15 protein-coding genes are annotated in these 14076 nt (G+C 42.4%); 4 read left to right on the forward strand and 11 right to left on the reverse strand.

Translation table 11 applies throughout. The annotated features are described in order from the left end of the window. Positions 1-27: 27 nt before the first annotated feature. The 9 genes from NMG48_RS14625 to NMG48_RS14660 all read right to left on the reverse strand — a co-directional run bounded on the left by NMG48_RS14625 (position 28) and on the right by NMG48_RS14660 (position 8296). The gene (locus NMG48_RS14625) at positions 28-1017 is read right to left on the reverse strand and encodes a Gfo/Idh/MocA family protein (RefSeq protein WP_271252241.1); all 990 of its coding nucleotides are present in this window, start codon (positions 1015-1017) and stop codon (positions 28-30) included. Positions 1018-1060: 43 nt separating this feature from the next. Next, entirely contained in the window at positions 1061-1348 is a 288-nt protein-coding gene (locus tag NMG48_RS14630; protein WP_271252242.1) for a hypothetical protein, read from the reverse strand. A 195-nt stretch (positions 1349-1543) separates the two neighbouring features. Continuing rightward, complete coding sequence (thrB, locus tag NMG48_RS14635) at positions 1544-2452, reverse strand: homoserine kinase (RefSeq protein WP_271252243.1); 909 nt, start codon at positions 2450-2452, stop codon at positions 1544-1546. 107 nt (positions 2453-2559) lie between these two features. Next, complete coding sequence (locus NMG48_RS14640) at positions 2560-3855, reverse strand: hypothetical protein (RefSeq protein WP_271252244.1); 1296 nt, start codon at positions 3853-3855, stop codon at positions 2560-2562. A 63-nt stretch (positions 3856-3918) separates the two neighbouring features. Continuing rightward, positions 3919-4182, reverse strand: a complete 264-nt coding sequence (locus NMG48_RS21725) for a ParE family toxin-like protein (RefSeq protein ID WP_345961215.1) — start codon at positions 4180-4182, stop codon at positions 3919-3921. Further along, positions 4179-4409 carry a hypothetical protein gene (locus NMG48_RS14645; RefSeq protein ID WP_271252245.1) on the reverse strand — a complete coding sequence of 77 codons (231 nt, stop codon included), beginning with the start codon at positions 4407-4409 and terminating at the stop codon, positions 4179-4181. Before NMG48_RS14645 ends, NMG48_RS21725 begins: the two co-directional genes overlap by 4 nt. Before the next feature lie 66 nt (positions 4410-4475). Further along, entirely contained in the window at positions 4476-5351 is an 876-nt protein-coding gene (locus NMG48_RS14650) for an MBL fold metallo-hydrolase (RefSeq protein ID WP_271252246.1), read from the reverse strand. A 20-nt stretch (positions 5352-5371) separates the two neighbouring features. Further along, positions 5372-7177: a phosphodiester glycosidase family protein gene (locus NMG48_RS14655; RefSeq protein WP_271252247.1), complete on the reverse strand. Its 1806-nt coding sequence runs from the start codon at positions 7175-7177 to the stop codon at positions 5372-5374. Between the two features lie 66 nt (positions 7178-7243). Further along, positions 7244-8296 (reverse strand): NADP(H)-dependent aldo-keto reductase, encoded by a 1053-nt coding sequence (locus tag NMG48_RS14660; protein WP_271252248.1) that lies wholly within the window; start codon positions 8294-8296, stop codon positions 7244-7246. Positions 8297-8741: 445 nt separating this feature from the next. Between NMG48_RS14660 and NMG48_RS14665 the strand changes: the two genes are divergently transcribed. Continuing rightward, positions 8742-9005 (forward strand): helix-turn-helix domain-containing protein, encoded by a 264-nt coding sequence (locus NMG48_RS14665; protein ID WP_271252249.1) that lies wholly within the window; start codon positions 8742-8744, stop codon positions 9003-9005. Here the strand turns inward: NMG48_RS14665 and NMG48_RS14670 are convergent. Both NMG48_RS14670 and NMG48_RS14675 read right to left on the reverse strand, forming a co-directional pair. Next, positions 9002-9370 carry a HepT-like ribonuclease domain-containing protein gene (locus tag NMG48_RS14670; protein WP_271252250.1) on the reverse strand — a complete coding sequence of 123 codons (369 nt, stop codon included), beginning with the start codon at positions 9368-9370 and terminating at the stop codon, positions 9002-9004. The two genes, NMG48_RS14665 and NMG48_RS14670, sit on opposite strands and share 4 nt — an antisense overlap. Beyond that, positions 9357-9665, reverse strand: coding sequence for a nucleotidyltransferase family protein (locus NMG48_RS14675; RefSeq protein WP_271252251.1), 309 nt, complete (start codon positions 9663-9665; stop codon positions 9357-9359). Before NMG48_RS14675 ends, NMG48_RS14670 begins: the two co-directional genes overlap by 14 nt. 111 nt (positions 9666-9776) lie before the next feature. On the opposite strand from NMG48_RS14675, the gene ligA reads away from it, so the two are divergent. The 3 genes from ligA (at position 9777) to NMG48_RS14690 (ending at position 14010) form a co-directional block, all read left to right on the forward strand. After that, a complete protein-coding gene (gene ligA, locus NMG48_RS14680; RefSeq protein ID WP_271252252.1) occupies positions 9777-11933 on the forward strand; it encodes an NAD-dependent DNA ligase LigA in 2157 nt (718 codons plus the stop codon). Between the two features lie 153 nt (positions 11934-12086). After that, entirely contained in the window at positions 12087-12461 is a 375-nt protein-coding gene (locus NMG48_RS14685; protein ID WP_271252253.1) for an allophanate hydrolase-related protein, read from the forward strand. A gap of 7 nt (positions 12462-12468) precedes the next feature. Continuing rightward, complete coding sequence (locus NMG48_RS14690) at positions 12469-14010, forward strand: protein kinase domain-containing protein (protein ID WP_271252254.1); 1542 nt, start codon at positions 12469-12471, stop codon at positions 14008-14010. Positions 14011-14076: the final 66 nt, after the last annotated feature.

Consider the following 14076-nt stretch of genomic DNA (forward strand, 5'->3'; position numbering starts at 1 on the left):
TTTAGGTTTATAACTATGTTGAGTAACCTAGAGCATTACGATTTGATTAGTTGCTGCTGACTTCTCCGCCGCGTTTGCTACGGCTAGGGAATGCAAAATACTTTCGTGATTGGTGTAAAGCGGAGTACCTGTAAACAAATGAGAAAGGACATTCTCTGTATCTTTCTTAAACAATCCTCTCGTTGTCCCTGCATCCAATTCCATTTCGCCATCGGCAGTAATCAGCTTACCTTTATCAGCAGAGAAAATTAAAGCGCCTTGACTTCCCTGCAATTCCATAATTCGCTCTGGTTGCCAGAAGTTTTCACCCTTGCTGTAGCTAATATCTGCAAGTACTCCATTCTCAAACTGAAGTTGAGCATTGCATACACAGGAAGTAAAATGATGGGGCAGATTTGCGCCGCTGTAGCGCAATTGACAGGAAACTGCTTTAACTTTTCCAAATAAAACAATAATGCGATTGAGTCGAGAAACTGCTGCCGTTAAAGGGAAGCCAAACAGGTCAGGCTTATATGTCCATTTATCAGGCACAGGACGCTGTGGGCTTTTGGTGGAATATCGCGCATAGAAGGGAGTTCCCACTTTCGCTAGATGTTCCATTACTAATTGATGTACACCGCCTAATAGCTCAATATGCTCAACATGGAGCAATAAATTCTGCTGTTGAGCCAGCTTTACTAGTTCTTCTGCTTCAGCCAAATTGAAGGAAAGTGGATATTCGACAATTACGTGCTTGCCCGATCGCAGAGCTTGCCCGACTACGGCTCCATGATCGCGATTGACATTACATACCACCACCAAATCCACATCAGGACGCACCACCAACTCTGACCAATATTGATGCACCTTCGGAATATTAAACTCTTGGGCGATCGCCTGTGCTTTTTCGGGAGTACCAGCGATCGCTACTAGCTTAATCCTTGCATCTTGGCTCAAAATTTCGGCGCGGAGCTTAGCAACAAAGCCCGAACCAACGATGCCAACTCGCAAAGGTTGGTTTAATGATGCGTAGGTCATGGTGTGAGAATTCTCTTATTTATTTGGGGGGATTGCGGGTAATTTATTTCAGACGATTTAACTTAGAAGGAGGCAATAGTTTGCGCTCTTGGACGACTTTAGGACGAGGCGATCGCACATAGAAAATTTTGCGTCCTGTGGTTTCATTGACCCAACGGGCAAAGCGATTCCAGACTTTTTCTGATAAGTATTTTTGAGCCACGATCGCTAAACCAATGACAACTCCGATGGGAAATACTGTATCAAAGGGATTGCCATCACGACTACCCACAAATAACAGTACTACCGAGGAAATTAGCGCCGAGATTAGTAAAAATTGAAATTTAGACATAGGGTTTCCTGAAGTATTTTGTTTTTTGCTGTTAGCTGTTGGCTGTTAGCTGTTAGCTAACAGCTAACAGCTAATAGCTTAACTAGAGATTCTCTTAATTTTCATGGATTCTACGTTTGATAACCCTTAATAAGTGAACTACATCCAAAAGCCAATCGCTAACAGCTAAAAGCTAATCGCTAAAAGCCAATCGCCCTACCGAGTTTTGAATGTTGTACCATCTTTGGCGATCGCTAAACATTTTGTCACAGCATTAACACCAATTGCTTGCCATGCCTGACTCATTGCTTGGGCGACTGCCTCTATTGTACCCATTGGCGCTAAAGAAAGTAGGGTGGGTCCCGCGCCACTAATTACCAAGCCATAGGCTCCTGCGGCGATCGCGGCAGCTTGAACCTCTGCCATGCCTTTTATCAAACTTTGGCGATAGTTTTGATGCAGTCGATCCTGCAAGCCCGCCTTCACCCAATTCACATTTCCTGTCTGAATCCCATGACTTAGTAGCGCCAAGTGGGAGGCATTAAAGACCGCATCATGCATCGAAAATTGCTTAGGCAATACTTCCCTTGCCTTGGCTGTCGATAGCTCAAAGTCAGGAATTGCCACAACTAGCCCAATACTTTCATGCCAATTCAAATCGCAATATTCCCAACCACCCGCTTGATTGGATGCCATCAACTGACAACCGCCCAACATCGCAGGTGCGACGTTATCAGGATGCCCTTCCATTGCGATCGCTAAATCCAACAATTCCAAACGATCTAGCGGTGATCCTGCTAACAAGTTCGCGCCGACAACACCGCCTACAATCGCAGTTGCGGAACTGCCTAACCCACGCGATAGGGGAATCTTGGTATCTGTATGAAAGGCGATTGGCGGAACTGGGCGATCAATGTGCTGATAAAATTTAGCGATTGCCTGATATACCAAGTTTGTTTCGTCCCGTTCCACCTTATCTGCACCTTCACCCGATGCTGTGATTGTGAGGCGATCGGCGAGGGAAAATTCAAAATGGTTATAAAGTGTTAGGGCTGCGCCAAGGCAATCAAACCCTGGACCAATATTAGCAGTAGTAGCAGGAACGGAAACTTCAAAAATGGTCATGTTGAAAATCTAAAATACACTGGAGCCAAGAACTATTGGTTATCTCCGTCAACGTAGGACATTATATAGCTCATTGAATATCTTTTAAATTTGTGAAACTATATGCTTTAAAGATTGTCTATATTCTTATTGGATAACATGTGCTTCTTTAAGTCGTTCTCTTCAAGGAGTTTTTCAAAAACTAATGGTTCAAGTTTATTCTGTTTTCTCAAAGCAGAAATTACTGATGTAACAGAAAAACTATCTTTGATTTGATCGTTAGCCCCTATCCCTTTAACTATTTTTTTAATTTGATCTGAAGAGTAATCATCGGAATTTCTTATTATAAATTTACTCCAGTTATTAGAGTATTCGTATGAGTTGGAAGATAAGTAAATCTCTATACTTCTATCTGCAATTATTGGATGAAGAAAAAATACTACCGTAGCATCTAGTTCTTCTTGTTGATGTATTTTTCTAAGCCTTATTTTTGCGTGCGATTGTAAAGGTTCAAAATCCAGAAAATTATCTAAGATTACCAAATCTTTAATTGGAAGATTTTGCACATAGTTCTCTATTTTTTGTTTCACATCTCCATCTGCATAACTCCAAAGCTCAGGATAAAAAAGGATGATCCACATAATTTTATGTAAATTATAATCTTTTATTGATCTTAGTAATTCTGATAATTTTTTGTTTAATGTATCATCAAAGATTTCCTTGTGCATTAATTCTGTTGCTTTTAAAGCACTGATATATCTTTGTCTTTCTTTGTGTTCGTCAACATCATTTACTATCTTTTTTAGAATTACAGTTATAAAATTTCTGACAAGACTCTCTCTTGGTTTAAATAATGGGCTTTTTCTTAGAGAAATTTGAGCTTTTTGGGGAGTATCTGGAAAGTATTCAGAATCAACTTCGGATAAAAGTTTATCTAATGCATATTTACCTTGTGCAGGTGGATACTGTAATAAATATTCAACAGCATTTCTAATATGGACTCTAGACAACTCAGCAGGAGGATTAAATATTTCTCCTTCAGATGTCATTGAGGGATGAGCGCACCGATCTCGGTCTTGCTTTAAACGTTCTAAGTCTAAGCACTCAATATGTGAGATTAATTCAAGTTTATCTTTGGAAATTCCCAAAATCTCTCTTTCAAATTTTAATGCACTTGTAATATCATTCTGTCTTCTCGCTTTTTCAAAGATTTCGAGTTGGTTTTCGGCTTCTTTATCACCAGATAGAGCAAGCTCTTTAATTTTGTCGATTATATCAAAGGTTACTGCAATCCATGTTGAAACAATTGCCGATCTGAAAGCTCCTGCTTTGTAACAAGATACAGCCTCTCGAATATATTGCTTGGATTTTTCATCTCGACATTTCAAAACTAATTCATCTAAATCGGCTAACGGTGAAGCCATAATTTTTCCCTCCAATAATTTACGATGCTATACATTCTTCATAGTGATAAATAGTCAACGTTATCATGAGAAGAAACGCTCGTAATCATCATGACTCCCAATCCAAAACCAAGTCACCATATCGCCTTCTAATATTCCAAGCGCTCGATAATTCCTCGTCACCCTCACAGACCAGATAGCCTCATCGCTATTTATACACTTGAAATGCAAAGAAGGATGAAATGAATTTTCTGCCCACAATCTATAAGCTTTTCTAGCACTTTGTCTGACATCATCATCAAGTTTTCGATACTCAATCCAAAATGAAGGTAAGATAAACGATTTCATAGCTGTTCGTAGTCAAGAGCAACAGCTTTTCCCTCAGCGATTTCTTGCTTAGCACGCCTAGCTGCCATAACCAGTTTAGATTGCGTCTTTTCAAATGACTTGCTCCATTTAATCTCATCTTGCAAGTCATAAATATACTCTCTCAAATGTTCTGTAACCTTCTCCTGTAGACTGTCAGGCAAAGTCTCCATTATCTTGACTAGCGTTGTAATTTGAGGTGACGACATAGTTTTAATGGTCTAGAGAAATGTTCTGATTTTAAAGCTAGCACAAATTTACTTTTGCATGTCAGTCTAGGCGAGCTTATCGATATATTCGAGGCATTTACGCATTTGTTGTTGCATGGTGGCGCGATCACTATGAAATCTTCTACCGTGACCGGGAAGCACCCATTCAAAATTGTAAGTGGCTAATCTTGCCATTGACTTACCGAGTTCTGTCCACGAATACCAACAAGCATTCCGAAAAGCGTGAAGCTGCTGTAAACGATCTGACCATGCCAAATGATCGCCACTAAATAGAAACCTCTTCTGATAAAGTAAAACCGTGTGTCCTTTGGTATGACCAGCAACAGGAATAATCAGTAAATCATCATCCAATTGATAATTCTCCACACCTTGCAATTGAAGCTCTATGGATTTAGTTCCTGTGGAAATATCGTCAATATGGAGAATGCGATCGCACTGAAAATGTTGATGATACTTCTCATGATCGGCAACATCATCACGATGGGTGAGATACATATAGCGAACTCCACCCATATTCTCAATTTGCTTTACAAGCGGTGGTGCAAAGCGAGGAGAATCCACCAAAATATTTCCTTCGGGACGTTGAATCAAGTAACTTGCTGCACCATAGGAACTCTCAGAGTGATAACCACAGTGATAGACGTTTTCAGCAACTAGTAGAGGGAATTGCTCTTGGATAGCTTTAATATCGGTTGGTTTCTCGACAGTGCCAATTGATGCCGTAGGACAAGACAATAGCGCTTGCATTGCTTTGATTCTTTGCAAATCATCCTGTGGTTGTTGGTAAACTGCTGATTGGTCATCCTGCCAGTTAAAGACTTCTGGAGCCATCCAACGACAGGTATCGCAATCAATACAACTACTATCTACATAAAAATCACCAGCAATATTTTGCGATCGACGATGTTTGAGGTTAGCCATAGCAGCACAAGGATAGATATTTAGAATTGAGGATTAGCGGGAGGTGGAGAGATAAAAATCGCGATCGCATTGTGAACAGGTGCAATCTCAGTTATAGGACGATTGAGGATATTGCCACCGAGGAACAGAGTCGAAGAACTGCCTCCATCGAGATTTAGTGCATCAACTGCACCGATCTTTCTGAGAACTTCCGCAGTTTGTAAAAGATTGGGAGCAACGCCTTCGGGAGCCGCTTGAACTGTGGCGAGAAGTAGTTTGCCTTTTTCCTTGGTGGTAGCGATCGCACTGCGATCGGCAGCTTGCGTATCAAACCCTGCTTGGAAAGTTTCTAATTTGCCATCTAGGGATATATTGCCATTTTTTAGTAACAGGGGCCCCGCACCAATTAAGTTAGGGAAGTTAGAAAATTTTTCTGGAACGAAGGCTTGACGACCGCGCACAGTCATCCCTACAGGTAGTTGTTTTGCTGCTTCAGGAGATTGTCTTGCCACTAAAACATAACCATCGCTAGGAATAGCAACCTGTCCCACACCGACTGCACCACCTTGGTACTGAGCAACTACGCGATCGCCACGGACTACGATCAGCAATTCATTCTCAGTCAATGGCGTATAACCACTGCCCCAGTTGGGAGTATAACGAGCAATTCCGCGTTGGACATAACCACTATTGAGATTTGTGAGCGTGATTTTGGTTTGATTAGCAGTAGTAATTTCTTCATTAAAATTGAGGCGATCAATCAGGGTTTCTCCCTTCTCATTCCATGCGATCGCACCTCTGACTAAAGCCGTTCCCGCGATCCAGCGATTACCTTCACGGATTGCCCCAACAGGCAATTGACGAATCCGATTAAAGAAACCGCCATTAATTGCCCCTACAGCTTGAGCCTTTTCCACCATTTGCGGAACTGGTAATAAACCGAGGATGCCATTGGGTGAGCCATCGGGATTACTCCAAATCGGACGCAATTTTAAACGTGGTTGCTTGAGATCAACTTCCAAAGCTGTAACCGAGAACTTAATCGTTTTGGGATCTTTATCTGTTTTCGGTTTATTGGGGATTTCGACAATTTTTTCAATCCTTCTCAATCCATCTGCCCATTGCACCGTTAAGCTTGGTGGCACATAGTCACGGCGCAGATCAATGACCATGCGGGGCGTGGGACTACTCAGCAATTCGATCGCAGGATCAATTGATTCCTTAGTTTCAATCTGAATTTGGGTTAATTTGCCCTGTGGTTGCACCGTTACCGATTTTACGAGATTGCCTGCGGTGGTATTTGTGCCAATCGGTTGATCGGCAGCCATCTCTGCTGACACCACGACATTAATCACATTGCCTTGATGACTCACTCGCCAAGGAGTACGACGATTGAGATCAATCACAAGGCGATCGCCCCAAGCCTGTTTACTGCGACGTACCGCCTGTATTTTCGTGTCAGGAGTGTAGATATTTAGGGAATTGCCAATAATTTCTGTCCGCCATTGCTCGGCAAAGGGAGTGAGATCGAGATAGCGAAATCTACCTGTACCATCAAAAGCTACTCGCGAAAAAGTGGGGCTAGAAAACCAGCGCACCCTTTGGCGATCGGCTTTTTCGGAATCCATCATCTGTACACCTAAGCCACCCGTCAGCCAATCTTCCTGCACATACAGATTTTGCTGACCCTGTTCCACTCTCCTAATCCAACGACCTGACCAAGGCTGTCCATTGAGTTGGATTACATTGCCGCTCTCAGGTATGGGTGCGGAAGGAGCGCTATCCGCAATGAGGAATTGGCTAAAACTGACAGCAATAATGGAGATTAGCGTTTTACGGTATGTCATTTTCATGATGCTAAACGGTGACTAATTTGCATAATTTTGATGACCTCAAAATTATGCAGAAATAATTTAAGGAGCAGGATTAAAATAGCGGGCATGAACTTGATCGATTTCTGCCAAAATCTCAGTATTTAGCTGTACTTTAGCACTGTCGATATTTTCCTTGAGTTGTTCCATCGTGGTTGCGCCAATAATTGTACTAGTAACAAACCAACGACTTCGCACAAATGCTAGCGCCAATTGGGTCGGAGATAAATCATATTTTTGTGCGATCTCTGCATATTCCGCAGTCGCCGCCTGTACATTTACCTTCTTATAGCGCTGCCCAAATTGCGGGAATAGGGTAATGCGGGTATTGCTGGGCGAACCTTGGACATATTTGCCTGAAAGATGCCCAAAGCCCAAGGGACTATAGGCTAGTAGCCCCACTTGCTCACGATAACAAGCTTCGGTCAGCCCCATTTCAAAGGTGCGATTGATCAGGTTATAGGCATTTTGAATCGAGACAATTTTCGGTAAACCTAACTGCTTGGCAGCATGGCTAAATTCGCAAATGCCCCAAGGGGTTTCATTGCTGACTCCTAAATGACGAATTTTACCTGTTTGAATTAATTCTGCAAATGTGGCTAATTGGTCAGCGATCACTACCATTTCCCGCTCATTTTGAGGCTCAAATGTGACCTGCCCAAACATCGGTACATTGCGATCAGGCCAATGGATTTGATAAAGATCGATATAGTCAGTTTGCAATCTCTTGAGGCTATCATCGACCGCTTGCAAAATATTTTTACGACTTAAAGCCGCGATCGAGTCATCCCGCAACCAACTGTAATTGCGCCCCGTGCCAATAATTTTGGTGGCAATAATTAATTTATCTCTTTGTTGCTTAATGTGTGGTTGGGCTAGCCATTCTCCAATATATTGCTCAGTCCTACCCTGTGTTGCAGCATTTGGCGGTACTGGATACATTTCCGCAGTATCAATAAAATTAATCCCCTGCGCGATCGCATAGTCTAGTTGCTCATGGGCTTCTGCGATCATATTTTGCTGTCCATAGGTCATTGTCCCTAGACATATTTCGGACACCAACAGTTCACTTGTGCCAAGTCTCTTGTATTCCATGTTTGATGCACATATATTGCAAACATAACAATACTATGGAAGTCTATCTTCAGATTGGTCAAATCTCTACACGAGACAAGAAATAGACTTGTCGGGGAACAAAAGCAAGGTATAGAAGCAACTTCACATTTATTTCTGCACTTCAAACCCTACTTAAACAGACATACGCTCATCGAAATAAATTGAAGCATAACAGAGATTCAATTGCGGTTATCATCACCCTAAAACAATCGAAAAAAGATGCTCAAGCTAGAAAAGATTTTAAAACAAGATAGGCAAATACGAGCAACCACAGGGCTAAACCGTCAAGCATTCGAGGCGCTGTTACCAAACTTTGAAGAAGCGTACCAGCAAATGCTCATGAAGAAGCATACGATGGCGAACATTAGGAGGTGGTAGGAAAGCAACACTGAGAAGCAGTGCAGACAAATTATTTTTCATCCTGTTGTACTGCAAATGCTATCCCACCTTCGACTTAATGAGTGTGTTATTTGAGTTTGACCGTTCCTGCGCTCATGATTGGGTACATCGACTAATGCCAATACTGGAAACAGCGTTGGGACAGAAACAAGCACTACCAGAGAGAAAGATTCATAGCATTGAGGGATTTTTAGCAAAGTTTGCTGATGTCCAAGCAGTAATCATTGATGGGACAGAAAGACCAGTGCAACGTCCGCAAGATATTGCTTTTGTTTCCCAACAGGTCTAATTACGATAGTTTGGGTTAGCATCATCTTCGTTAGGAATTACTTGCTCTAACTGCGAAATTAGCAAGGGAAAATCTTCAACAATTGTTTGCCAAACCACATCTAAATCAATGCCAAAATAACCATGAGCAATGCGAATCCTCATGCCAATAATTTGTTGCCAATAAATGCCTGTTAGCTCAGCTTGCTTTTGCTTAGATACATTAGTTGCTGCCTCACAAACAATTTCTATCAATCTGACTAGAGTTAATGACAACAAGCGATCGCTATCCAAATCTTCTCTACTTTTTCCTTGGACAAATGCAACTGATTCCCTAGCCGCATCAAGCATATGATGTAATTGCGTTGCATCATCAATTTTTGACATATTGCACAACAGCCTCTTGTAAAACCTGCTGACGGAAGTAATGGCTTAATTCTTTTGGGGTGCGTAAATCAGCTTTGCGATTAATCATTTCCGATAGTTCTATCTCCATTCCTGTTAAGCGAAAATACCCCAGAATATGTTCTGGCTCAAATTCCACCAAAAAATCAACATCGCTAGAGTTACTGAAGTCATCACGCAAAATCGAGCCAAACAAAGACAGCTTACGAATATGATGACGCTGACAAAAACTAGCGATCGCTTCTTTAGGTATCAATATGGGTAATCGTTGAGCCATAACTCACTAAAAATTAAATTGACATAAAACCTAAGCCGATAACATCTTAGCACTAGCAAAACTTGCTAGGATTAGGCATACAAAATTGTCTTCGCAAAATATCGAAACGCAATGGCTCCAGAAACTCAAAACTCTCAAGGTTCAGCACTAGATACTCTGCAAGTAAGAGCCGTAGAACTGCGGAAGATTTTGCAACGGGCTAGTTATGAATACTATGCCCTTGATGCTCCCACGATGGAAGACTCAGTTTACGATGCGCTCTACCATGAATTACTGGATCTTGAAAAGCAATATCCACAGCTAATTACACCCGATAGCCCCACTCAGCGCGTCGGTGAAAAGCCTGTGAGCCAATTCGTCTCAGTTCAGCATCATGTTCCACTTTATAGCTTAGAAAATGCTTTCACTACCGATGATGTAAACTCATGGCAAGAGCGTTGTCAAAAAGGATTAAATCTTGAGAAACAAATTGCTTTGCAATCCGTTTCTCAAATGGAATATGTTTGTGAATTAAAGATTGATGGCTCAGCGATCGCTTTAACCTACGAGCAAGGCATACTCGTACGTGGCGCGACTAGAGGTGATGGTGCATCAGGGGAAGATATCACCACCAATATTAAAACCATTCGTTCCATTCCCTTAAAGCTTAATTTAGAAAATCCTCCCGATCGCTTAGAAATTCGGGGGGAAGCATTTCTGCCGATCGCAGTTTTTGATGAGATTAACCAAGAGCGATCGCAACAGGGAGAAGCCCTCTTCGCTAATCCTCGCAACGCCGCCGCAGGTACATTACGCCAACTCGATTCACGCATCGTCGCCAAACGCCGCCTCGATTTCTTTGCCTATACCGTCCACATTCCCGAATCTAAACTTTCTCCATCTAATTTTCCCTTATCAGATTTACCTTTATTTTTGCCCCCCTCGCCCTCTGGGAGAGGGGCTGGGGGTGAGGGTATTACTATTTTCTCTCAATGGCAAGCCCTAGAATTTCTGCAACAAATTGGATTTAGGGTCAATCCTAATAAAAAGCTCTGCAAATCCATTCAAGAACTACAGGACTATTACGACCATTGGGCAACCGCACGCCATGACCTGCCCTACATGACTGATGGCATGGTGATTAAGCTTAATTCCTTCCCACAACAGGAGCGTTTAGGATTCACGCAAAAAACACCACGTTGGGCGATCGCATGGAAATATCCCGCCGAAGAAATGCCTACGGTAATTGAATCCGTCACTGTCCAAGTGGGACGCACAGGTACTCTCACCCCCGTTGCCGAACTGCGTCCCGTTCTCCTTGCAGGTACGACAGTCTCTAGGGCAACTTTGCACAATAGCGATCGCCTCGCGGAACTAGATTTACATATCGGTGATACTGCGATCGTCCGCAAAGCTGGAGAAATCATCCCTGAAGTGGTGCGGATTTTGCCTGAACTGCGTCCCTATAGTGCCACCCGTTTTGTGATGCCCACCCATTGCCCAGAATGTGGTCAGACTGTTCTCAAACCTGAAGATGAAGCGGCAACCCGTTGTATTAATCTTGAATGTCCTGCGATCGTGCGGGGGGCGCTAGAGCATTGGGTGAGCCGTGAAGCTCTGGATATTAATGGCATTGGTGAGAAATTAGTTAAACAATTAGTTACGGAAAATCATGTTACTTCCGTTGCCGATTTATACACACTCACTAGCGAACAATTGCAAACCCTCGATCGCATGGGACAAAAATCTGCTGACAAAATTATTGCGGCGATCACCCAGTCCAAAACTAAACCTTGGGCGCGAGTCCTCTATGGCTTAGGCATCCGTCATGTGGGTAGCGTCAATGCCCAAACCATTGCCGACAATTTCCCCAATGTGGAACTATTAGCAAGTGCGAATAAAGAAGCGATCGCTTCTATCTTTGGCATCGGTGAAGAAATCGCCCAATCCATTTATGACTGGTTCCGTAAAGACATCAATCAGCATTTAGTAGAACGCCTTCAGGGTGCAGGTTTACGGTTTATGAGTGAGCCAAAAGAGGGCAAAGCGATCGCGCTCAATCCGAATATTGCAGGCAAAACCTTTGTGGTGACAGGTACATTACCAACCCTCAAACGTGATGAAGCTAAGGATTTGATCAAATCCGCAGGTGGTAAAGTCACGGATTCTATTAGTAAAAAGACAAATTATCTAGTAGTTGGTGCAGAGGCTGGTTCCAAGCTCGAAAAAGCTCAATCTCTAGGTGTGACCTGTATTTCAGAAGAGGAACTGCTACAATTATTAGGATAGGCGACGCTTTGCATCGCCTATCCTAAAGCAATTTTCTGACTAAACGAGCCAAGAAATTTTTTAAAAGTGTTGCTCAGCAACACTTTTAAAAAATTTCTTGGTTTAGTGTTGAGCGCAAAGCGCTTTAATATAATGGATGAGAACTGAGTAAATATGATTGAATTTGCTGTTAATGGTACTTTGATGCGAGGTTTGGAATTAAATGGGAACTTACAGAAAGTTGGTGCTACCTTTGTCAGAGAAGACATAACTGCTCCCATTTATCGGCTTTGGTCGATTAGCGATCGCCATCCTGCCATGCTCAGAGTTAGCGAAAACGGACAAGCGATCGCCTTAGAAATCTGGTCAATTACTCCTGCTGCCCTTGGGGAAATTCTCTTGTCAGAACCTGCGGGGTTATGTATTGGCAAAATTGTTCTTGCAAATGGTCAGGAGGTCTTAGGGGTTTTAGGAGAGCCATTCCTCTGTGAGGGACAAACGGAAATAACATCCTATGGTGGTTGGAGAGGTTATATCAATCGGGTATAATGCCACTATGTTAGGCAAGCTCCTCGACCGACGATATCGCATTATTAGAGAACTCGCAGAAGGTGGATTTTCACAAACTTACCTTGCTGAAGACACCCGTTTACCTAAAAATCCTAAATGTGTCGTCAAGCATCTCAACCCCACCATTGATGATCCTGTTTTTACGCAAAAGGCGCTTGAACTATTTAAAGCGGAAGCAGAAACCTTGCAGGAATTGGGAAGGCATGATCGTATTCCCCAACTTTATGCCTATTTCCAAGAGAATAAAGAATTTTATCTGGTTCAAGAATATATTGCAGGACATCCCCTCAGTACAGAAATGTCCCCTGGAAGCCAAATGGCAGAGGCGAGAGTAGCTCAAATTGTCAAAGAAGTTCTATTGATTTTGCAGTTTGTCCATCAATACAATGTCATTCATCGCGATATCAAGCCTAGCAACTTAATTCGTCGTCATAGTGATGGCAAGCTAGTTCTCATTGACTTTGGTACTGTCAAACAAGTACAGATGGAAGTTGCTAACGCCCATAATAAAGCGAGGGTGACATTGCCGATCGGCACTCCTGGATATATGTCCTACGAACAAGAACGTGGACAATCTGTATCCTGTAGCGATATTTATTCTTTAGGAATGGTAGCTCTGCAAGCATTGACAGGTAAGCATCCGAGCCAATTTCCTAGAGATCGTGACAATGAGATTATTTGGCGTAGCTATGCCAAGGTTAGCCGTGAATTTGCCTTGGTTTTAGATCGGATGATCCGTTGTAATCCTCGCGATCGCTATCAAACTGTCGAAGAAGTTCTCAAAGATATCACGAAACTTCCTAAGTTAAGTACTGCTTCCCCTAGAATTACTGATGATCGCGAAGTTAAGCCTGATCACCTATCGTCATTATTCTTGCCAGTGGCGATCGCATTGCTCTTATTAGCAACGGGAAGTTATTTGTTATCTAGGGTTTGGAATCCTTTTGGGAGCGATATTTCTCTTAATATTAATTCCACTTCTAGCCCTAGTCCCTCGCCGAGCATCTCTCCAGAAGCCACGAACCCTCAGACATTGCCGAGTCTATCTCCAGACCGAAAAACTAGTTATGATCAGCTTAGTAGCTATCTCGCGGCAAAGAATTGGAAAGCGGCGGACAATGAAACCTATCTCTTGCTTCTAAAAGCCGCAGGAAATCAATCCTATAATGATGGAACCTTTCATCCTGATGAATTTAATCGAATTACCTGTGCGGATTTGGTCTTAATTGATCAACTATGGACAAATGCAAGTAATGGTAAGCAGGGATTAACTGCACAGAAAAAAATCTATGATGGAACTGCGAAGGATATTCGCAGAACCTACGAAAATATTGGTTGGTTTAACTCATCGGACGAACTTCTAATCGAAACTGCCTACAATCGTCAAACCTCGCGTTGGGAATATATTGAAGGTCGCCAACCTAACTTCAAATCTCCACCTGTTGGTCATTTCCCATTTTTATTGCGAGATCCAACCAGCAAGAATTTAGAAAAAATAGTTACAACCTTCTATCGATGCTCGTCCTAAAAGCCATTTGTATCGTGTTTCGCACGGTGCAAATGGCGTTATCGAACTGACATTTTATTAAGGTCA

Source organism: Pseudanabaena sp. Chao 1811, assembly GCF_027942295.1.
Taxonomy (GTDB): Bacteria; Cyanobacteriota; Cyanobacteriia; order Pseudanabaenales; family Pseudanabaenaceae; genus Pseudanabaena.

Excerpts from the sequence above, each read along its gene's own strand:
- NMG48_RS14625 (WP_271252241.1), bottom strand. The coding sequence starts at position 1,017 with ATGACCTACGCATCATTAAACCAACCTTTGCGAGTTGGCATCGTTGGT.
- NMG48_RS14630 (WP_271252242.1), bottom strand. The coding sequence starts at position 1,348 with ATGTCTAAATTTCAATTTTTACTAATCTCGGCGCTAATTTCCTCGGTA.
- thrB (WP_271252243.1), bottom strand. The coding sequence starts at position 2,452 with ATGACCATTTTTGAAGTTTCCGTTCCTGCTACTACTGCTAATATTGGT.
- NMG48_RS14640 (WP_271252244.1), bottom strand. The coding sequence starts at position 3,855 with ATGGCTTCACCGTTAGCCGATTTAGATGAATTAGTTTTGAAATGTCGA.
- NMG48_RS21725 (WP_345961215.1), bottom strand. The coding sequence starts at position 4,182 with ATGAAATCGTTTATCTTACCTTCATTTTGGATTGAGTATCGAAAACTT.
- NMG48_RS14645 (WP_271252245.1), bottom strand. The coding sequence starts at position 4,409 with ATGTCGTCACCTCAAATTACAACGCTAGTCAAGATAATGGAGACTTTG.
- NMG48_RS14650 (WP_271252246.1), bottom strand. The coding sequence starts at position 5,351 with ATGGCTAACCTCAAACATCGTCGATCGCAAAATATTGCTGGTGATTTT.
- NMG48_RS14655 (WP_271252247.1), bottom strand. The coding sequence starts at position 7,177 with ATGACATACCGTAAAACGCTAATCTCCATTATTGCTGTCAGTTTTAGC.
- NMG48_RS14660 (WP_271252248.1), bottom strand. The coding sequence starts at position 8,296 with ATGGAATACAAGAGACTTGGCACAAGTGAACTGTTGGTGTCCGAAATA.
- NMG48_RS14670 (WP_271252250.1), bottom strand. The coding sequence starts at position 9,370 with ATGTCAAAAATTGATGATGCAACGCAATTACATCATATGCTTGATGCG.
- NMG48_RS14675 (WP_271252251.1), bottom strand. The coding sequence starts at position 9,665 with ATGGCTCAACGATTACCCATATTGATACCTAAAGAAGCGATCGCTAGT.
- ligA (WP_271252252.1), top strand. The coding sequence starts at position 9,777 with ATGGCTCCAGAAACTCAAAACTCTCAAGGTTCAGCACTAGATACTCTG.
- NMG48_RS14685 (WP_271252253.1), top strand. The coding sequence starts at position 12,087 with ATGATTGAATTTGCTGTTAATGGTACTTTGATGCGAGGTTTGGAATTA.
- NMG48_RS14690 (WP_271252254.1), top strand. The coding sequence starts at position 12,469 with ATGTTAGGCAAGCTCCTCGACCGACGATATCGCATTATTAGAGAACTC.